The organism is Aliterella atlantica CENA595 (assembly GCF_000952155.1).
Taxonomy (GTDB): Bacteria; Cyanobacteriota; Cyanobacteriia; order Cyanobacteriales; family Chroococcidiopsidaceae; genus Aliterella; species Aliterella atlantica.
The window spans coordinates 31,481-51,080 of record NZ_JYON01000005.1 but is presented as its reverse complement, the minus strand read 5'-3'; the positions used below and the strand labels follow the sequence as shown (position 1 = coordinate 51,080).

Sequence of the window (19,600 nt, the reverse complement as noted above, 5' to 3'; positions counted from 1 at the left end):
TGTAGCTCTACGATGTTTAAAGATGTAGCACTGCTACGTCTCTACATGGGTTTTGTATTTCCTTTTGTCCACCAGGCTAGGGCATAATCTTGAATTGCACTGTTGACTTGCTTGCGGAATTGGACGCGAATTTTGTAATTACCTGCAATTGGTACTGGGCAAAAAATATGCTCTACGCTGTCAACTTCGCTCACTGAGGTGCAAATATTACTGATAACGCGATTAGTTGTAGTGCTAACAAGATAAAGGTCGAGATTATTTAAACCGCGATCGCGAAAACTTTCTCCTAAATCGTACTGTTGATTTTTATTTTTATCATTTAATTCCACAAGCCGATTCCAAACCAAAGTTATGGCTACAAAACTTCCTTGTGACAATGGTTGAGCCAAAACATAATCTTGAGCAAAATTAGCTTTAACTGTGCGATAATCCCAGCCGATTGCTGGCACAACTGCTGTAGGTTGCCACTGGGCAGCGCTAAATTGTTGGTAAGCACGAAAAGCATTTAGCTGTCCGGTTCCCATTTGGGCGTGCAAAGGAATTTTTGGGTCGCTGTAAGCATCAGAGCCAGTCCAGTCCTGATTTTGCTTGTCAATAATTGTTTTTGTCATGCCTAAGTGCATCAAGTCGCCGCGATCTTGAATTTTATCCGCAGAATTGAGTAACACAGCTTTCATCACTTCTTGACGGCGAGCAGCCAAAGTCCAACGCGGCTGTTTGGTCTGCAATTGCTTGTCGCTATATTCTTGCAGGAGGGCGACGCTCGCCGTTACATGAGGCGCGGCGAAACTCGTTCCCGAAACTTTAGTTACTTTGCCACTAGGAGCGATCGAGGGTATATTGCTGCCAGGTGCTAACAAACTAATGGCGCGACGAATACCTAAATTAACTTCTTTGCCGTTGAGTCTACCTGCTGCGCCTACCTTGATGTCGCTGATGTTAGAGACATCTACTTTATCAAAAATCCCTGCTCTACGGCTGCTAAAAGCGACATTAATAGCGTTGAAATTGTCTGTAGGGATAGGGATACCACCTTTACCTTGATTGCCGGCGATCGCGTACAAAACGTTGTGGAAGCGGCTAGACCAATCTATACACTGGGTTAACAAGGCATTGCCATCTAAACGGGCGTTGAGTCTAGGATCGCGCTCTAAAGTTTCGCCAAAGCTAAAATTAATTGCCCGTACGTCCCCGCTATTTTGCATTGCTACGTGTTGGGCTGACAGACACTCTTCTTGTTGTCCGCTAGTTCTTAGAGAACCAACCGCAGCCGAATAAAGTCTCGCGCCTGGTGCAACGCCTTTAATCGCTTTATCTGAGCTAATCATTACTCCTGCCACATTTTCGGCATGGGGATCTAAATTGGCATTTGCTTTAGCTGGGCGATCGCGTAAAAATACTCCTGCAAGAGTAACTGCCCGATTTCCCGATACTGCTTTATCTAATCCATACCTGCCTGGGCGACCGATTTCTACTTGCCCAATGGCGACTTTCCGCCCAGTTAATTTATAAGGAGCTTGATGCAAGCGCAATGCATCAATTCCTGCTTCGCCTACTGATAATGATGTTAAAGCCAATACGGGAGTGCCGATTCCTAATGCACCAATGCCGCCAAATACCAAAGCTAGTTTTTTCACCATTTACTGCCGATCGCTCTTAGCCCTTAAATTTTAGAGTAATGGTTATACTTCCCTGCTGCCAATTTTGCCATAGCAAATTGAGGCAATTACTCAGCTTGAGGTACAAATTTTGTTACAATGCTGACTAAATGAGGAAGCAGGAGAACTACCCATGACTGACACGCCATCTCAAAAGCCTATTGTAATCGCTCCATCAATTTTATCGGCGGATTTTAGCCGTTTGGGAGAAGAGATTAAAGCTGTTGACGCAGCAGGAGCAGATTGGATTCACGTTGATGTCATGGATGGTCGGTTCGTTCCTAATATTACTATTGGTCCATTAATTGTTGAGGCAATTCGCCCAGTTACCCAAAAGCCTCTAGACGTTCACTTGATGATTGTCGAACCAGAGAAGTACGTAGAAGACTTTGCCAAAGCTGGAGCAGATCATATCTACGTTCATGCCGAACACAATGCCTCGCCACACTTACATCGGACTTTGGGGCAAATTAAAGAATTGGGTAAAAAAGCAGGCGTAGTCCTCAATCCTGGTTCTCCTTTAGAGTTGATTGAGTACGTGTTGGAATTATGCGACTTGGTGTTAATCATGAGCGTTAACCCTGGTTTTGGCGGTCAAAGCTTCATCCCTGGCGTACTACCTAAGATTCGCAAGTTGCGTTCTATGTGTGACGAACGCGGTTTAGATCCTTGGATTGAAGTAGATGGCGGTTTGAAAGCGAATAATACATGGCAGGTAATCGAAGCTGGAGCAAATGCGATCGTTGCAGGTTCGGCAGTATTTAATGCTAAAGACTACGCCGCAGCAATTGAGGGTATCCGCAACAGCAAGCGCCCTGCACCTGAACTGGTCACTGCATAAACAAAATATGCCTTACAGGCAAGATAAATGTTAAAGATAAAGGGGAAGAATTTCTTCCCCTTTATCTATTTTTTTGGCATTTACAGGCAAAGGAAAGGCAATGTCAAGTGAACTGTTAACCCAGGATGCAGACGAATTAAACCCCAAAGAACTGCTGCAAGTTTTAGCGGCAGTGAAAAAAGGTGACTTTTCGGTACGTATGCCTATTGACAAAACAGGCATTGCAGGCAAGATTGCCGATACTTTAAATGATGTCATTGACCTTAACTGGCGCATGGCAGCAGAGTTAGAACGAATCAGCAATACAGTTGGCAAAGAAGGTAGAATTAGCGATCGCGCTACTTTAGGCAGTGCTAGAGGTGCTTGGGCTGATAGCATTAGTTCTGTAAATACCTTAGTCGCCGATTTAGTGCAGCCTACAGCCGAAACTTTGCGCGTAATTGGGGCTGTAGCCAACGGCGATTTATCCCCAAAAATTCCCCTAGAAGTTGACAATCGACCGCTTAAAGGTGAATTTCTGCAAACAGCCCAGATTGTTAATACTATGGTCGACCGCCTTGGTACTTTTGCCAGTGAAGTAACTAGAGTCGCCCGCGAAGTGGGCACAGAAGGCAAATTAGGCGTACAAGCAGAAGTAAAAGGCGTTGCTGGAACTTGGAAAGACCTCACTGATAGCGTCAATTCAATGGCAGGCAATTTGACAGCACAAGTGAGAAATATTGCTGAAGTAACTACTGCTGTAGCTAATGGCGACTTATCCAAGAAAATTACTGTCGATGTCAAAGGCGAGATTTTAGAGTTGAAAAATACCATTAATACAATGGTCGATCAACTTAGCTCCTTTGCCAGTGAAGTAACGCGCGTTGCCCGCGAAGTAGGCACAGAAGGCAAATTAGGCGTACAAGCTTACGTTAGAGGTGTTGGTGGTACTTGGAAAGACTTAACTGACAACGTTAATTTAATGGCAGGCAATTTGACGGCACAAGTAAGAAACATTGCCGAAGTAACAAAAGCTGTAGCTAATGGCGACTTGTCCAAGAAAATTACTGTCGATGTCAAAGGCGAGATTCTTGACTTGAAAGATACCATCAACGTGATGGTAGATCGACTCAACTCCTTTGCCAGTGAAGTAACGCGCGTTGCCCGTGAAGTTGGCACAGAAGGCAAATTAGGCGGGCAAGCCCAAGTTAGGGGCGTTGCTGGCACTTGGAAAGACTTAACCGATAGTGTTAACTCAATGGCAGGCAACCTGACAGCACAAGTGCGAGGTATTGCCAGAGTAGTTACCGCCGTTGCTAACGGTGACTTAAAACGAAAATTGATGCTAGAAGCCGAAGGAGAAATCGAAACTCTAGCCGATACAATTAATGAAATGATCGATACCCTCGCCACATTTGCCGACCAAGTAACTACTGTAGCTAGGGAAGTAGGCATTGAAGGTAAACTAGGCGGTCAGGCGAAAGTACCAGGGGCAGCAGGTACGTGGCGAGACTTGACAGATAATGTTAACGAACTGGCAGCCAACTTGACTACCCAAGTAAGAGCGATCGCTGAAGTTGCTACAGCCGTAACTAAAGGCGATTTGACGCAATCGATCTCTGTCCAAGCAGAAGGTGAGGTAGCCATCCTCTCTAGCAATATCAACCAGATGATCGCCAATCTGCGCGAAACAACGCAGAAAAATACCGAACAAGATTGGTTAAAGACTAACCTAGCTAAGTTTACGCGGATGTTGCAAGGACAAAGAGATTTAGAAACAGTTTCTAAATTAATTTTGTCAGAACTTGCACCTTTAGTTGGAGCGCAACATGGTGTTTTCTATTTGATGGATGCATCTGGTGAAACTCAAGAAAAGTTACTGCGGTTGATTAGTTCTTATGCTTACCGCGAACGCAAGCAATTAGGCAATCATTTTCACTTAGGCGAAGGATTGGTAGGACAATGCGCCTTGGAAAAGGAACGAATTTTAATTACTGAAGTGCCATCAGATTACATCAAAATTGGTTCTGGGTTGGGAGAAGCTACGCCTACCAATGCAGTAGTTTTACCTGTGCTATTTGAGGGACAAGTTACTGCGGTAATTGAACTTGCCTCATTTCGCCGCTTTAATGCTATTCATCTGAGCTTTTTTGACCAACTAACTGAAAGTATTGCGATCGTCCTCAACACGATCGCGGCTAATATGCGGACAGAAGAATTACTCAAGCAGTCGCAAACTTTGGCAGAAGAGTTGCAAACCCAACAAAACGAACTGCGTGAAACTAACCAACGCTTGGAACAACAAGCCAAAACGCTAAAAGCATCCGAGGATTTGCTCAAAAATCAGCAAGAACAGTTGCAACAAACTAATGCCGATTTAGAAGAAAGATCGGAGTTGTTGGCACTGCAAAATCAAGAAGTAGAACGCAAAAATCGGGAGATAGAACAAGCAAGACAAGCGGTAGAAGAGAAAGCAGCCCAATTATCCTTAAGTTCGCGCTATAAGTCAGAATTTCTGGCGAATATGTCGCACGAACTGCGGACACCCTTAAATAGCTTGCTGATTTTGTCTAAATTACTAAGTGAAAATAGCGATCGCAATTTAACCCCCAAGCAAGTTGAATACAGCAGAACAATATATGCCGCAGGTACAGAACTTTTGGCGCTAATCAACGACATCTTGGATCTAGCCAAGATTGAATCGGGAACGATGTCAATTGAAATTGAACCAATGCTGCTATCTGAAATAAAACAGCAGGTAGAAGGAACTTTCAATCAAGTTGCCCAAAATAAAGGCGTGAACTTTAATATTGAGTTCGATCCCATCTTGCCAGCAAGTCTCTATACTGACCCAAAACGCTTGCTGCAAGTGCTAAAAAATCTACTATCCAATGCCTTCAAGTTTACAGAACGCGGGGAAGTCAGCTTAAAGGTACAATCGGCGGTTTCTGGCTGGAATCCTAGAAATTTGTCCTTAAATCGCGCTACCAGAGTAGTTGCTTTTAGCATTACAGATACAGGCATTGGGATTGCTACTGATAAGCAAAAAGTAATTTTTGAAGCATTCCAACAAGCTGATGGTACAACCAGCCGTAAATATGGCGGTACTGGTTTAGGCTTATCTATTAGCCGAGAAATTGCCCGATTGTTAGGCGGGGAAATTACTTTAGTTAGTAGCCCAGGTCAAGGTAGCAGTTTTACTCTATATTTACCCCAAAACGACGATCGCCAAGCAAAATCGCCTACTATCCAATCTACAGTGATAGCAGACGTTTCTGCGGCTACTTTGGAGTCTTTGCGCTTAGTTGAACCACCTAGCAATAATGCGACCCCAACTCATCTTATTAGTATTAACGACGATCGCGCCGAAATAGACACAAGCTTAGAACCTAACAATCGCAACTATCTTGTACTGCTAATTATTGAAGATGACACCAACTTTGCCCGCATTTTAGTCGATATGGCGCGGGAAAAAGGGTTTAAAACCATCGTCACCTCGCGCAGCGAAACAGGTTTAGAATTAGCGCGCAAATACCAGCCTAATGCCATCATGCTAGATATTATGTTGCCTGTAATGGATGGTTGGACAGTTATCGATCGCTTGAAGAGAGATCCCAGTACGCGGCATATCCCCATTCATATCTTGTCAGCTTGCGAGGAAAAACAGCGGGGTTTAAAACTGGGAGCGATCGCCTATCTGCATAAGCCAATCTCTAGCGAAGCAATAGCCGAAGCGCTAACTAATATCAAAGGCTATATCCAACGCCGAGTCAAAAATTTATTAGTCGTAGAAGACGATGAAACTCAGCGTCTTAGCACTGTAGATTTGATCGGTAATAGCGATGTAGTTACTACTGCTGTAGGTACGGGAAGCGAAGCCCTAGAAGCCTTACGCGATCGGCATTTTGATTGTATTGTCCTCGATTTGGGCTTGCCAGATATGAGCGGCTTTGAATTGATCGAGCAAATTAATCTTGCATCAGACAGCAAAATTCCCATTATTGTTTATACATCTAGAGAATTAACCAGACAAGAAGAAATAGAACTCAAGCGCCTAGCAGAAGCGATCGTTGTTAAAGATGTCCGCAGTCCCGAACGTCTTTTAGATGAAACAGCATTATTTTTACACCGCGTTCAAGCAAATTTACCCGATCCTCAGCGCCAAATGCTGGAAAATTTGCACCGCAGCGATAATGTTTTGGCTACTAAAAAGGTGTTGATCGTCGATGACGATGTGCGTAATATCTTTGCCCTCACAAGTATGCTAGAACGCTATCAGATGCAGATTTTGTATGCAGAAAATGGGCGAGATGGCATCGCTACGTTGCAAAATAACCCAGATATTGACATCGTTTTGATGGATATTATGATGCCGGAAATGGATGGTTACGAGACAATCAAAGCTATCCGCGCAAGCGTTGCCTCCCGCATACCAATAATTGCCCTCACAGCTAAAGCAATGAAAGGCGATCGCGAAAAGTGCATTCAAGCAGGCGCATCAGACTATATCAGCAAGCCTGTAGATACAGAGCAATTGCTATCTTTAATCAGAGTTTGGCTTTACCAGTAACCTAAGATCGATGCTCCAAATATCTGCTACAGATAAAGTAAGTTCTAAATTTCAGCAATTACGAATTACGAATTACGAATTGGTATCACATGAACCCGCAGCGCGATCGCAGTATCGATTTAGAAACCGTAGAAATTGAACTGCTACTAGAGGGCGTGTTTCGCGTCTACGGCTACGATTTTAGAAATTATGCCCCAGCCTCGCTCAAACGCCGCATTTGGCATACTATCCGCCGCGAAAACTTAACTACTATTTCCGCTCTGCAAGACAAAATTCTGCACGATTCGGCTTGTTTAGAAAGATTTGTCCTCAATCTTTCGATCAACGTCACCTCTATGTTCCGCGATCCTAGCTTTTATCTTGCCTTGAGGACTCATGTTGTACCGCTGCTGCGGACTTATCCTTTTATTCGCATTTGGCACGCTGGATGTGCGACTGGTGAGGAAGTTTATTCGATGGCGATTCTCTTGCAAGAAGAAAACCTGTATCATCGCTGTCGGCTTTATGCTACCGATATCAACGAGGAAGTTATTAAAAAGGCTAAAACAGGAATTTTTCCGGTGCAATTGATGCAGGAGTACACGCAAAATTATCTGCAAGCAGGCGGCAAAAGGTCTTTTTCTGAGTATTACACCGCAGCTTATAATAGCGCCATTTTTCGCACTTCTTTAAAGGAAAATATGGTGTTTTCTCAACATAACCTGGTAACTGATAGCTCTTTTAATGAATTTCACGTTATTTTGTGCCGTAACGTGCTAATTTACTTCAATCAAGAATTGCAAGCACAAGTGTATCAGCTATTTCACGAAAGTCTGATTAACTTTGGTATTTTGGGATTAGGCAAGCCAGAAACTCTCAAATTTACTGCTTACGAGCAGAAATATCAACAGTTAGTAGCTACTGAAAAGCTCTACAGGAGGGTTAGCTAATGATTGAGCTAATAGTCGTCGGCACATCTGCGGGGGGATTGAATGCCTTAGAAGTGCTGTTAAAAGGGCTGCCAAAGAGTTTTTCGGCGGCGATGGCGATCGTTCAACATCGCGATCGCCACTTGGGTTCCCAGCTATGCCAAGTTTTAGGGCGCTACTGTTTGCTACCGCTGACAGAACCAGAAGATAAAGAATTAATTTTACCAGGGCGAGTTTATTTGGCTCCTGCTGATTATCATTTATTAGTAGAAGCAGGAAGAGGGGGAAGTTATTTTACTTTCTCTCACGACGCGCCTGTTTGGTACTCTAGACCTGCTATCGATGTATTGTTTAAGTCGGCAGCCTACGCTTATAGGCAAAAATTGGTAGGTATTATCTTAACAGGCGCTAATCACGATGGCGCTCAAGGGATAGTAACAATTAAACAATACAACGGACTAACTATAGCTCAAGAACCAACTACAGCTTATAGTCCGATTATGCCCGAAGCGGCGATCGCCACAGGTGCAGTAGACTGGATTTTACCACTAGAGGCGATCGCTCCTTTTTTGCTGAAAATTTGGCGATCGCCCTCAAACTGTAACCTATCAAAAGATATATAAACTTTTCAGTCTTTGGATAGTTATTTATAAATTTTGCTTTAAATACTTATTTGACCTATCTTTAGATAGATTTATTGATATTTAATATTGCCTAAATAATGCAAGTGAAGTAGTAAAGTAAGCGAGATGATTTGATAACTGTGCCGAAAGTTGATGAGGATTAATAACGATTCTAGAAAGCATCTTTGAAGCTGCAATCAGGCTAAAGAAATAATTATTTGCCTTTGTAACAGTGGGTTCTAAGCAGAAAGTAGAGGAGAAGGAACGTTCTGGCTTACACTAGAAAAACATTAGCTTTAGCAGCTTGCCGTATCCGATCTCATCGATCTATCTTAGCCTGACAGAAAAGTTTAAGCGCATGGACTTTCAAGAGCAAGTTAACATCCTTATAGTTGACGATCGCCCAGAAAATTTGCTAGCTCTAGAGGCAATATTAGATAACTTAAAAGCAAATTTAGTTAGGGCAAATTCTGGGGAACAAGCTTTGAGATGTTTGCTCAATCAAGACTTTGCGGTAATATTGCTTGACGTACAAATGCCAGGGATAGATGGATTTGAAACAGCAACTTTGATTCGCCAAAGAGAAAGATCGCGCCATACGCCAATTATATTTTTGACAGCTTTTAGCAAAAGCGATGAATTAAGAAGCAAAGGTTATGCTACAGGCGCAGTAGACTATTTACTCAAGCCAATCCAACCAGAAATTTTAATTTCCAAAGTAGCAGTATTTATTGAACTATTTAGAAAAACAGCCAAGATCGAACGTCAAGCCGCACAACTAAAACTTGCTAACGCGGAACTACGTAAAAGCGAACAGCGATTTCGATGTTTGAGCGCTTCTTCACCTATCGGCATTTTTCTTACAGATGTAGCAGGAAACTGTACTTACACCAATCCGCGCTGTCAGACTATATGCGGATTGGCACTTGAAGGTAACTTGCAACAAAATTTACTAGCAATAGTACACCCTAAAGATTGCGATCGCGTTTTAACAGACTGGTTGATTTGCTTAGAAGGTAAACGCGAATGTGTCAGTGAATTTCGGCTGCAAATACCACAGCATACAGGTATTTGCGATCGCACTGTTAATTTGCGCTCGTCGCCCATGCTTTCCGAGCAAGGCGTAGTTATCGGCTACGTAGGTACAGTAGAAGACATTACCCAGCGCAAACAGTCCGAAGATCGACGCGTTCAACTGCTTCACGCTCAAGTTGCCAAACAGCAAGCAGAAGAAGCAAACCAAATGAAAGATGACTTTCTAGCAACGCTTTCACACGAACTGCGTACGCCGCTAAATTCAATCTTAGGATGGTCGAGGCTATTACGCACGCGCGAGTTTGACAGCAATACTACCAACCGCGCTTTAGAAACAATCGAGCGCAACGCCAAAATGCAAGCGCAACTAATTGAGGATATTTTAGACGTATCGCGGATTATTCGCGGTAAACTGAATTTAGTTTTGCGCCCCGTACAACTGCAAACTGCAATTGCCACAGCCATCGATACAGTACGTCTAGCTGCTGAAGCTAAAAACATTCATATAAAAACTATAGTTGACACTGCCAACAACCATACACCTAGTTCAGCGATTTTGGTTGCTGGCGACAGCGATCGCTTGCAACAAGTATTGTGGAATTTGCTCAACAATGCAATAAAATTTACGCCATCTGGCGGTAAGGTTGAAGTGCAACTATCAACAGCAGGCGCTTACGCAGAGATTAAAGTTATAGATTCAGGTATTGGGATTAATCCAGAATTTTTACCATGTATTTTCGAGCGCTTCCGTCAAGCTGATAGCACGACAACTAGAGCCTATGGCGGCTTAGGGTTGGGGCTTGCGATCGTCCGTCATTTAGTAGAACAGCATGGAGGTACAGTTGATGCTAGTAGTCTAGGCACAGATAAAGGCTCGACTTTCACCGTTAAGTTACCACTGGTACAAGCAAAAAAACAGCTAGTAGCACCCAAAAAAGATAATTTAGCTGCATCTACAAGCTTAGAAAACCTCCAGATACTTGTAGTAGATGACGAAATAGATGTGCGCGAACTTTTAAGCGTAGTATTAACTGAATATGGCGCTCAAGTAGTAGCAGCCGGATCTGCTCGAGAAGCAATGCAGGTATTAGAGCAACTACAACCAGATGTTTTGATTAGCGATATTGAGATGCCCAACGAAGACGGCTATACATTCCTAGCTAAAGTGAGACAATTAGAAGCACGCGGCAGACAGATTCCAGCCGTAGCACTGACAGCATACGCGCGGCAAGAAGATTGTGCTGAGGCACTTTCATCGGGTTTTCAAATGCATATATCCAAACCAGTTGATACCAACAAATTGATTGTTGCTGTTGCCAAACTAGCCAGACATACTCAAGAGGTAGGGAGCAAGGTTGATGTGGTGTAGATGGGGAATTGTCCTAACTGTTGCGTGTACTGCTGTAGTTAGCTGCGAATTAGCGATCGCATCGCCAATCGTTGATTACCAACCACAGGAAGTACGGTTAGTTTTGCGTGGTTTGGGGTACGATATCCCAGCTACAGGAGACAGATTGACAGATGAAGCAACGCGCCAAGCGATTAGGACTTTGCAAAAGCGTTACAAATTACGAGTCGATGGCGTAGTAGGCGATCGCACCAGAGACTTATTAGCAACTCTAGTCAAAAACTTGCAAGGTAGTTTGAACTTAGTTGTCAAACCAGATCCCCCATTACCAGGAAATCAATATTTCGGTCCGCAAACAAAAGCTGCAGTGCAAGCATTTCAAAAACAATTTAAGCTACCCGTAACAGGCATTGCTAATATAGAAATCCGCGCTAGACTTGACCAAGAAGCAAAAAGAGTTTTGGGTAAAGTACCCTCAGTATCGCCATCACCTACAGCCTCACCAACCGAAGCGCCATCGCCATCGCCTACACCTACAGATTCGCCAGCACGATTGCTAAGTCCTACACCGATTACACCATCACCGACACAGGAGGAGTAGAGATGCGATTTTTCGCATCTCTGCATATCTACGTTCTTTGATCGGGTTCTTCCAAAGGTCTACCCTTGGGAGTAGGTAAAATAGGACGGCGATCGCCATAAGGCATGGGAATATATTGTACGCTCGGTCTGCCACCTTGGGGCTGCGGGTACAATTCCATCAGGTTGTAAATAGATCGAGGTAAACCAACAGTAATCGGCAAGCCCAATTCCGTTGCTTCCTCAACAGTAATTGGATAGTCATGAGTGACTCGCCCAGTAGTTAAAGCCTCAACAATAGGTTCTATATTTTCCTCAGCAATCTTCTGCTGCGGAATATTATCTTTAAGTAGCGTCCTGACAAAGCGCTGAACTTGAGCAATAGCCTTACGCGACAAATCAGCCATAATCAAAGTTTGGTCGTCAACTTCCGCAATTGGCTTATCTTCAACAACCTTCAAAATACTAGCAGCGGGAAAATTGCCTAACTGCGGGTCAACAGGTCCCAAAACCGCATTAGCATCCATAATTATTTCATCAGCAGCAAGCGCCAACATAGTACCGCCACTCATAGCATAGTGAGGCACAAACACCGTAACTTTGGAGGGGTGACGAATTAGCGCTCTAGCAATTTGCTCGGTAGCAAGTACCAAACCCCCAGGAGTATGCAAAATCAAGTCAATCGGCACATCAGGAGGGGTAAGGCGAATAGCTCTTAAGATTTGCTCGGAATCTTCAATAGTAATGTAACGAGATAAAGGAATCCCCAGCAAACTCAGCGACTCTTGGCGGTGGATGAGTAATATAACTCTGCCATTGCGTTGCTGCTCAAACGCACGCAGAGTTTGCACGCGACGATACTCAATTTGGCGACGCTGCCATATAGGTTGCAGCGAAGACAGAGCCAGAAAAACCCAAAATATGTCAAAAAAGTTAAAACTCATAAATTATTGGGCAACAACACAGTATAGGCGTAATGCTTTACGCCCTTGCTCATAATTGTTTCAACTTCCCGCCCGCAATAGCTCTATCAAACGAGAGATAACCAAAAATCATCTGTGTATAAGAACGTACCAATTGCGATCGGTAGGGTGCGTTGCAAGTCAACGCACCCTACTTGTACGGCGTAATGCATTAGCGGATAAGAACATACCAATTGCGATCGCTAAGGTGCGTTTTGAAAACGCACCCTACTTGTACGGCGTAATGGATTACGCCCCTATTTACTTCAAATTAGCTGGGATTTCTTCAGGCACGACCCAATAATACAAAGTATGCTGGCGAGTAGGACCTTGCACTTGCACAACTCGCTCAGGCTTCCACTCACCCATATCAAAGTCGTGAGATACGATGCGCGTACCAGGCTTAAGTTGCCTAAATAGTTGAGGACGCAACTTAACGTTAATATCGGGCAGCAAGTAGAGCGTAACTACAGTTGCATCGCTAAGATCGGTCTTAAACAAATCTTGCTGACGGAATTGTACTTTATCGGTTACACCTGCCTTTTGAGCATTGGCATTGGCTTCGCTAATCCGCTCTGGGTTGATATCTATTCCAGTACCCCGCGTACCGTACTTTTGAGCGGCGGTAATAACAATTCGCCCGTCACCGCTACCTAAATCGTAGAGAACATCATCTTTTTGCACTTTAGCAAGTTCTAGCATTCTCACTACAACTTCGTTTGGCGTTGGTACGTAAGGTACATCAGGTTCGCGTTCTGGAGATTGTACCGGAGCAGGCGACGGAGTTTGGGTTGTCGGAGCAGACGGTTGAGCTTGAGCATTGAAATCTCTTTGTTGGTTGCAGCCAGCAATACCGAAACTAACAACACTCAAAGATACGAATAACAACTTGTGTAAATGCATATTTCTCCTCGTAATTCAGGCAATTTTTAGTCACAAAGTAATCGCGCAATCAAGCTTGCTGACGCTTAGATAGCAGCAATAAAGGAATGCCAGCTATCAAGACAAGTACGCCAACGATCGCGCCCACTCCTGTATAAGCAAGGCTGGAATACAGCAAATATCCGCAAATTAAGCAAAATAACAGCGGAGTTATCGGATACAAAGGGACGCGAAATGGTCGCGGGGTTTGGGGTTCCCGCATTCTTAAGACAAATAGCGATATACCACTCAATAGGAAAAAGAACCAAAATACCGGAGCGGTATAATCGATCATCGTCGCAAATCCGTTGCGGGTAAAAGTACCCAGCAACACCAAGGCTAAAGCGATCGCACCTTGCACCAATAAGGCATTTTTGGGTGTATTGGCACTTCTGCGCCATTTGCCCAGAAAGCTAAATAGGCGAAAGTCTTGCCCCAAAGCATAATTAGTTCGAGCGCCTGTAAAAATGTTGGCATTAGTTGCGCCCAAAGTTGCGATCGCAATTAGCAAGCTAATAAATAGCGCTCCTGTTTCTCCAAAAGCGCTACGCATCAAGTCAGCAGCGACAGCCTCAGAATTTGCCACTGCCTCTAATCCCAAGCCGTGAATATAAGCTAGGTTAATTAGCATATAGATGGCGGTAATAATCCCAATACTCCACAGCATCAGGCGCACCATATTCCGCTCGGCGTTCCGCAACTCGGCTGAAATGTAAGCAGCTTCATTCCAACCCCCAAAAGAAAACAGCACAAATACCATTGCTGCACCCCAATTATTTGGGGCTGTATTTTGTATTGGTGCTGACGGTAAAGAAGGAGAAATGAAGGCAACCCCAACTACAACCACCAACAATAAGCCGACAACCTTCGCCAGACTCAGCCAGTTTTGCGTCCACTTACCTTGCTCGACACCAGCAATATTTAAGGCTGTCAATAGTCCAATCGCCAGGGCGGCGTAAATTGGTGAAGAATAAGTACCAAGATTCACTAACTGCGCTGCATAGTCGCCAAATACAAAAGCTACAGTAGCAATCGAGCCAGTTTGAATTACCGCAAGTCGCGCCCAAGCAAACAGAAAAGCTACTTTTGCCCCAAAAGCACGCATGAAGTAATGGTAATTACCGCCTGGATGGGGGTAAGCCGTAGCTAATTCGCCGTAGCAAAGAGCGCCGATAAAGGACATTACGCCGCCCAAAAACCACGCCAGCATTACCGTATAACTGTTACCCAAATTGTCTGCAACTAGAGAAGGCGTTTGAAAAATACCTACACCGATGACTAAGCCGACAATCAAGGCGATCGCATCTTGCAAGGCGATCGCTGGCTTTGGTTTCGCTACTTCGTCAACAACTGAAAGCTTGTCTACAAATCGATCTGCACGCCTGCTCATTCCATCACCGTTACAAAACCTTACGAACTAACCAAAATAATTCGTAACTCGTAGTTCGCGCATTACGGACTTCAATTACGAATTGCCGCTTTGTGGCTTGACTACCACAAAGAAGTGCGATCGTAGTTGATTAAAAATCGGGAACTTTGATTGTAGATTTCGGCTGAATTATAATTGAATTTGAGAAGACTAACGAACTCATTAGCTGATATCCTCAAAATTTTTGCTACGTCTACTTTTGCACATAAATGTGACTTGAAAGTGACAATAGACTAACTTTATTGTTTTAATCGCTTAGTTTACAAATTAAAGTTGTTTTCTATACAATTAAATATTAAAATTTAGCTAATTTTAAGTTTTACTTATTGATGACATCAACTTAATTTGCTTAAAGTTTAACTCTACTACAGATTTATTGCCGTTCTCGTTTGTTTGAATTACTTGACGATTCAATAAATAATAGTTGCCAACTTCTTTGTAAGTATCAGTATATGTTTCTTCGCCTACAAGGCGATCGCTTTTAGCATCATAAAAAGTTGAGTGATATTGAGTTGCTATATATCCTGCTGGCGTTACTTCAGTATCTAACGTTTTTACTACAACATTATGCGGACCTAATAAACGGCTAACTTGAACAATTTGGTTGCTAGCTATTTGATATCGTGCTGATGTTTTTCCTCCTGCTTCTAGGATTTCTACTACTCCAGGATTTTTTGCCGTACCAAACTCAAATGTTTTATTTTTATGGGCAACTGCAAAAGGAGTCTGCCGTCGATGGATAGCAATCATGAGTAGTTGATTTTTCACTGTTTGACTGGCTTGCTCATTATCAATGCCTGTAACTTCTACGTTCAAATCTGAGTTCACGCGAACATTGCCATTGTACTTATTGTTACCTTGTTTGATTTCTACTACTGCCGTATATCCTGGAAATTGGTTATCCCATGTATATCGGTTTTCATAAACCTTGCGGAAAAGTTCAAGAGCGGAAAGATTTTGAGTTATTGCATTTTCCTGTCTCTGAGATGACAAGAAAGAATTCGCGACGAAGTGCGATCGCTCTGATGCTTGGGTACTTAGGCTAGAGTTGAACAAAATTAATACTATTAAAAGACTACACCCAGCTTGATATTTAAATTTTTGGTTAGTCATCACGCTTCGCTCGATAAGCTTTAATTTCTATCGTTTATATTACAATTACTGCTAAAAATAAAGCTAGCTCGTTTAGAAAGACGATTGCTAGACGCAGCAATAGGGTGCGTTGTTTAGCAACGCACCCTACTAAATGCATACATAGTTATGGGCAAATCTATTCAATAGATTTACCCATCAATTGATTACTCTTATTGCCTAATTCCAGTAATGTCAAGCCGTAAAACGGCAATTCGTAATTGAAGTTTATAATTACGAATTACGAATTACGAATTATCTTCTCATAGCCCTGAGAAGTTATAACCAACTCCAATTAATATGCCAACATCAGTATCACCAACAAAGCCAACATTTACTCCAGCAGTTGCAGTGAATTGTGATGTTATTGGTACATCAATACCGCCAGTAATTAGTACGCCAACATCGCTATTATCGCCAGTTGAAATTAAAGCGCCAGCGCCCACATAAGGAGCAATACTATATGGACCTACTTCTACATCAGTTGGAGCAAAATCGAGCGTTACAGGTAGCAAAATACTTACATTGTCGCCAAATAATGCAGTAGGGCGTACTGATATGTTATTGGTAAGACCAATTTTGCTGATGACGCTAAAAGAGCCTTCACCTATACCAGTTTCGCCACCAAGTCCAATATTACCACCAACACCAATATAGCTAGAACCAGAGCGCGTTGCTCTACCAGGTGAAACATCGCTATCAGGATCGCTGCCATTAGTGGGAGTATTGCCATCACTAGGGATTGTCGGCTGCGTGTTGTCTCTGATCGAAGGATCGCTGCCATCGCTAGGAATTGTCGGCTGTGTTGAATCGCTAGGTAAAGTATTATTCGGCGTTGTCGGCTGTGTTGTGTCACCAGGTAACGTATTCGGCGTTGTCGGCTGTGTTGTGTCACCAGGTAACGTATTTGGCGTTGTCGGCTGTGTTGTGTCACCAGGTAACGTATTTGGCGTTGTCGGTTGAAGAGAATCGCTAGGTGATGTACTTGGTGTTGTCGGTTGAAGAGAATCGCTAGGTGATGTACTTGGTGTTGTACCGTCTGTACTAGGTGTCTGATTTTGTATAGTAGAATCGTTAGCTTGAGCTAACACCGTAGGTTGGTTCGAGTTAACCTTGGCGGTTTGAGGCTCTGATAGTTGCAGCATGAAATTATAATCGCTGGCTAAGGCTTGTTCGTCAAAATTTGACTCAATTTTTACTGCCTTGTCAGCAGATAATTCTGTAGCTTGAACCTGCGTCGCAACTCCATTAGCGATCGCACTTGCTGTCGCAATCCCAATCGCTAGATAGACTTTTCTCAAACCAACAATACTCATATTTACTCCTTAAATGCACTCAACTAAAAACCGATTTTCCTCTGACAATAAAGGTTGTAGATATTTTAGCTTTTTAACTAATATATCCACATTTCTTTATAAATAACAAATTACAGCGAACACTTCTAAAGACAGATACAAAGGCTTTGATGTTTTGCTATATTCCCAAAATTGAAGCTTGATATACAGATAAAAATATCAACTCTATTAATGGGAATACCTAAATTTGTATAGCTTGTTGTCATTGAAAATCGAAAGTAAGACTATTTCAATCTCCTACTTTTAATATAAGTAAAGAAAATGACAATAAAGTGACAAAAAACTTAAGATTTAGTAGCAAGAGGAATTTTAATCTGGAATGTAGAACCTTTGCTAAGCTCACTGCTGACAAGGATATGCCCATTATGAGCTTTAACAATTTGTTCGGCGATCGCCAGCCCCAAACCAAAACCACCAGTAGCTTTAGAACGTTCTTTATCTGCTCTATAAAACCGTTGAAAAATATAAGGTAAGTCTTCTGAAGCAATACCAATCCCATTATCAATTACTTGAATTATCGCTTGATGAGATTGGACTAGCAGCCGCAATTGTACGGTATTGCCAGCAGTAGTATATTTGAAAGCATTGTTAAGTAGATTCATTACTGCTTGACTAATTAAATTTGCATCGATTTTTACTTCTACTGCTTGCAAGGGTAAGTAGCTGGTAAAAATTAATTGTTTGCTGGCAGCTTGAACTTTATAACTATCTACCAAACTGGCTAATAAGTTAGTTAAGTCTACTTTAGCGATCGCTTTTGCAGGCAATTGTCCCTGATGTCGTGCCAAAAATAGTAGTTGAGTTACTAATAAACTCATTGATTTTGTGGCATCAACAATTTTCTCAAATCGTAGGCGTTGCCCCAGATCGTCACCAACAGGCGATAATAAGCCAACTTGGGCATTACTAAGCACAGCAGCTAAAGGCGTGCGTAATTCATGCGAAGCATCGGCTGTAAAGCGCTGCAATTGTTCGTAAGCTTGACGAATAGGTTGCATTGCAAGCCCGCCTAAAAACCAGCCAACAACAGCGATCGCCCCCAAAGTTATCGGTACTGCCAAAGTCAAAACCAACCTTAATTGATTTAAAGCTTCGCGATCGCCTGTCAGCGGAATTCCCACTTGCACGTAGCCAATTAATAAATTATCTTGACGAACGGGTAAAGTAACTTGGCGCACCCAAGTTTGAGGTAGCAAATTTTTCTGCGTCGTACTTAATTTAATTGTCTTAAATTCTGAGATTTTGCCTAACTTAGAGGGAGGAATAGCCCCAAAAAACTGCAACAAACGTCCTTGGGCATCATACCAGCGGGCATAAATTACCGCACTGTCTAGTGATTCTGGGTTATTGCCCAACAACGGCACATTCTCTAAATTCACTCGCCGTTGATTTTTATAAAACCGATACTTGACACTTGCTGCCATCACGCTAGCTTTTTTATAAAGCGATCGATCTGTTGTTTCCAACTGTTCGACAGCTTCCAAGTAATAAACTAAGGCAGCAAAAATGACTAAAATACTGCCCATAGATAAAGTAAACCAATAAGCCAAATTCCGGCGGCTACGATGGAACATGAGCGGGATTAAGGCGATAACCCATACCGTAGACTGTCTCGATCCAATCTGCGGCATCAAGAACTTGCAAGCGTTGGCGCAGCCTTTTGACTAAAGTAGTAACAGCGTTACTTTCAGGTTCAGCACCCCATTCCCATAATGCCTGTTCGATGCGATCGCGGCTTAATACTTGCCCAGGATGACGAAAAAAGTATTCTACTAATTGAAATTCTCGCGTTGATAGCTGGATATTTGCTTCTCCTCTTGCCAGGCTAAGGCTATCGAGGTGTAGTTGCAAATCGCCTATACATAAGATATCTTTTTGCAGTACGGGCGATCGCCTACCTAATGCCCTTACCCGCGCTAGCAATTCAATCAAATCGGTAGGTTTGACTAAATAATCATCTGCGCCAGCATCTAAACCTACAACCTTATCAGGGGTAGCATCTTTAGCCGTTAGCATCAGTACAGGTGCAGTTTTACCTAGACTGCGATACTGGCGACACAGACTCAAACCGCTAACTTTGGGCAGCATCCAGTCTAAAATTAGTAAATCGTATTCTTTTTTCTCTAATAGCCATTGCGCTTCTTCTCCATCTTCTAGCCCGTCAACAATATGCCCAGCTTGCATTAAAGCGGCGTGCAAAGGTTCTAATTGCGCGGGGTCATCTTCTACAAGTAAGATTCTCATGCTATGCGATCGCAACT

The 19,600-nt window shown here is 43.0% G+C and carries 14 protein-coding genes; 6 read left to right on the top strand and 8 right to left on the bottom strand.

What is annotated here, in order from left to right; genetic code table 11:
* Window positions 1-41: 41 nt before the first annotated feature.
* Entirely contained in the window at window positions 42-1,640 is a 1,599-nt protein-coding gene (locus UH38_RS06500) for a S8 family serine peptidase (RefSeq protein ID WP_045053838.1), read from the bottom strand.
* A 151-nt stretch (window positions 1,641-1,791) separates the two neighbouring features.
* Here UH38_RS06500 and rpe point away from each other — a divergent pair, with 151 nt between their 5' ends.
* The 6 genes from rpe (at window position 1,792) to UH38_RS06470 (ending at window position 11,563) form a co-directional block, all read left to right on the top strand.
* The gene (gene rpe / locus UH38_RS06495) at window positions 1,792-2,499 is read left to right on the top strand and encodes a ribulose-phosphate 3-epimerase (RefSeq protein ID WP_045053837.1); all 708 of its coding nucleotides are present in this window, start codon (window positions 1,792-1,794) and stop codon (window positions 2,497-2,499) included.
* Window positions 2,500-2,671: 172 nt separating this feature from the next.
* The gene (locus tag UH38_RS06490; RefSeq protein WP_407640443.1) at window positions 2,672-7,048 is read left to right on the top strand and encodes a response regulator; all 4,377 of its coding nucleotides are present in this window, start codon (window positions 2,672-2,674) and stop codon (window positions 7,046-7,048) included.
* 89 nt (window positions 7,049-7,137) lie between these two features.
* Window positions 7,138-7,977 (top strand): CheR family methyltransferase, encoded by an 840-nt coding sequence (locus tag UH38_RS06485; RefSeq protein ID WP_045053836.1) that lies wholly within the window; start codon window positions 7,138-7,140, stop codon window positions 7,975-7,977.
* Window positions 7,977-8,579, top strand: coding sequence for a chemotaxis protein CheB (locus UH38_RS06480; protein WP_045053835.1), 603 nt, complete (start codon window positions 7,977-7,979; stop codon window positions 8,577-8,579). Before UH38_RS06485 ends, UH38_RS06480 begins: the two co-directional genes overlap by 1 nt.
* Before the next feature lie 358 nt (window positions 8,580-8,937).
* Window positions 8,938-10,983 (top strand): hybrid sensor histidine kinase/response regulator, encoded by a 2,046-nt coding sequence (locus UH38_RS06475; RefSeq protein ID WP_045053834.1) that lies wholly within the window; start codon window positions 8,938-8,940, stop codon window positions 10,981-10,983.
* Entirely contained in the window at window positions 10,973-11,563 is a 591-nt protein-coding gene (locus UH38_RS06470) for a peptidoglycan-binding domain-containing protein (RefSeq protein WP_045053833.1), read from the top strand. Before UH38_RS06475 ends, UH38_RS06470 begins: the two co-directional genes overlap by 11 nt.
* Before the next feature lie 28 nt (window positions 11,564-11,591).
* Here UH38_RS06470 and UH38_RS06465 read toward each other — a convergent pair whose 3' ends face one another.
* The 7 genes from UH38_RS06465 to rppA form a co-directional block, all read right to left on the bottom strand.
* Window positions 11,592-12,485: an SDH family Clp fold serine proteinase gene (locus UH38_RS06465; protein WP_045053832.1), complete on the bottom strand. Its 894-nt coding sequence runs from the start codon at window positions 12,483-12,485 to the stop codon at window positions 11,592-11,594.
* A gap of 279 nt (window positions 12,486-12,764) precedes the next feature.
* On the bottom strand, window positions 12,765-13,406 hold the full coding sequence (locus UH38_RS06460; protein WP_045053831.1) for an SAM-dependent methyltransferase: 642 nt from the start codon (window positions 13,404-13,406) through the stop codon (window positions 12,765-12,767).
* Window positions 13,407-13,455: 49 nt separating this feature from the next.
* The gene (locus UH38_RS06455; RefSeq protein WP_045053830.1) at window positions 13,456-14,814 is read right to left on the bottom strand and encodes an APC family permease; all 1,359 of its coding nucleotides are present in this window, start codon (window positions 14,812-14,814) and stop codon (window positions 13,456-13,458) included.
* A gap of 351 nt (window positions 14,815-15,165) precedes the next feature.
* Complete coding sequence (locus UH38_RS06450; protein ID WP_045053829.1) at window positions 15,166-15,966, bottom strand: DUF3386 domain-containing protein; 801 nt, start codon at window positions 15,964-15,966, stop codon at window positions 15,166-15,168.
* Between the two features lie 281 nt (window positions 15,967-16,247).
* The gene (locus UH38_RS24700; RefSeq protein WP_052672280.1) at window positions 16,248-17,300 is read right to left on the bottom strand and encodes a hypothetical protein; all 1,053 of its coding nucleotides are present in this window, start codon (window positions 17,298-17,300) and stop codon (window positions 16,248-16,250) included.
* A 323-nt stretch (window positions 17,301-17,623) separates the two neighbouring features.
* Entirely contained in the window at window positions 17,624-18,913 is a 1,290-nt protein-coding gene (locus tag UH38_RS06440; protein WP_045053828.1) for a sensor histidine kinase, read from the bottom strand.
* Window positions 18,900-19,583, bottom strand: coding sequence for a two-component system response regulator RppA (gene rppA, locus UH38_RS06435; protein ID WP_045053827.1), 684 nt, complete (start codon window positions 19,581-19,583; stop codon window positions 18,900-18,902). The genes UH38_RS06440 and rppA overlap by 14 nt, the downstream gene beginning before the upstream one ends.
* Window positions 19,584-19,600: the final 17 nt, after the last annotated feature.

What these genes read in the sequence shown, in the direction of transcription:
- UH38_RS06440 (WP_045053828.1), bottom strand. Translation starts at nt 18,913, where the DNA reads ATGTTCCATCGTAGCCGCCGGAATTTGGCTTATTGGTTTACTTTATCT.
- UH38_RS06480 (WP_045053835.1), top strand. Translation starts at nt 7,977, where the DNA reads ATGATTGAGCTAATAGTCGTCGGCACATCTGCGGGGGGATTGAATGCC.
- UH38_RS06485 (WP_045053836.1), top strand. Translation starts at nt 7,138, where the DNA reads ATGAACCCGCAGCGCGATCGCAGTATCGATTTAGAAACCGTAGAAATT.
- UH38_RS06470 (WP_045053833.1), top strand. Translation starts at nt 10,973, where the DNA reads ATGTGGTGTAGATGGGGAATTGTCCTAACTGTTGCGTGTACTGCTGTA.
- rppA (WP_045053827.1), bottom strand. Translation starts at nt 19,583, where the DNA reads ATGAGAATCTTACTTGTAGAAGATGACCCCGCGCAATTAGAACCTTTG.
- UH38_RS24700 (WP_052672280.1), bottom strand. Translation starts at nt 17,300, where the DNA reads ATGAGTATTGTTGGTTTGAGAAAAGTCTATCTAGCGATTGGGATTGCG.
- UH38_RS06500 (WP_045053838.1), bottom strand. Translation starts at nt 1,640, where the DNA reads ATGGTGAAAAAACTAGCTTTGGTATTTGGCGGCATTGGTGCATTAGGA.
- UH38_RS06475 (WP_045053834.1), top strand. Translation starts at nt 8,938, where the DNA reads ATGGACTTTCAAGAGCAAGTTAACATCCTTATAGTTGACGATCGCCCA.
- UH38_RS06460 (WP_045053831.1), bottom strand. Translation starts at nt 13,406, where the DNA reads ATGCATTTACACAAGTTGTTATTCGTATCTTTGAGTGTTGTTAGTTTC.
- UH38_RS06455 (WP_045053830.1), bottom strand. Translation starts at nt 14,814, where the DNA reads ATGAGCAGGCGTGCAGATCGATTTGTAGACAAGCTTTCAGTTGTTGAC.
- UH38_RS06450 (WP_045053829.1), bottom strand. Translation starts at nt 15,966, where the DNA reads ATGACTAACCAAAAATTTAAATATCAAGCTGGGTGTAGTCTTTTAATA.
- UH38_RS06465 (WP_045053832.1), bottom strand. Translation starts at nt 12,485, where the DNA reads ATGAGTTTTAACTTTTTTGACATATTTTGGGTTTTTCTGGCTCTGTCT.
- rpe (WP_045053837.1), top strand. Translation starts at nt 1,792, where the DNA reads ATGACTGACACGCCATCTCAAAAGCCTATTGTAATCGCTCCATCAATT.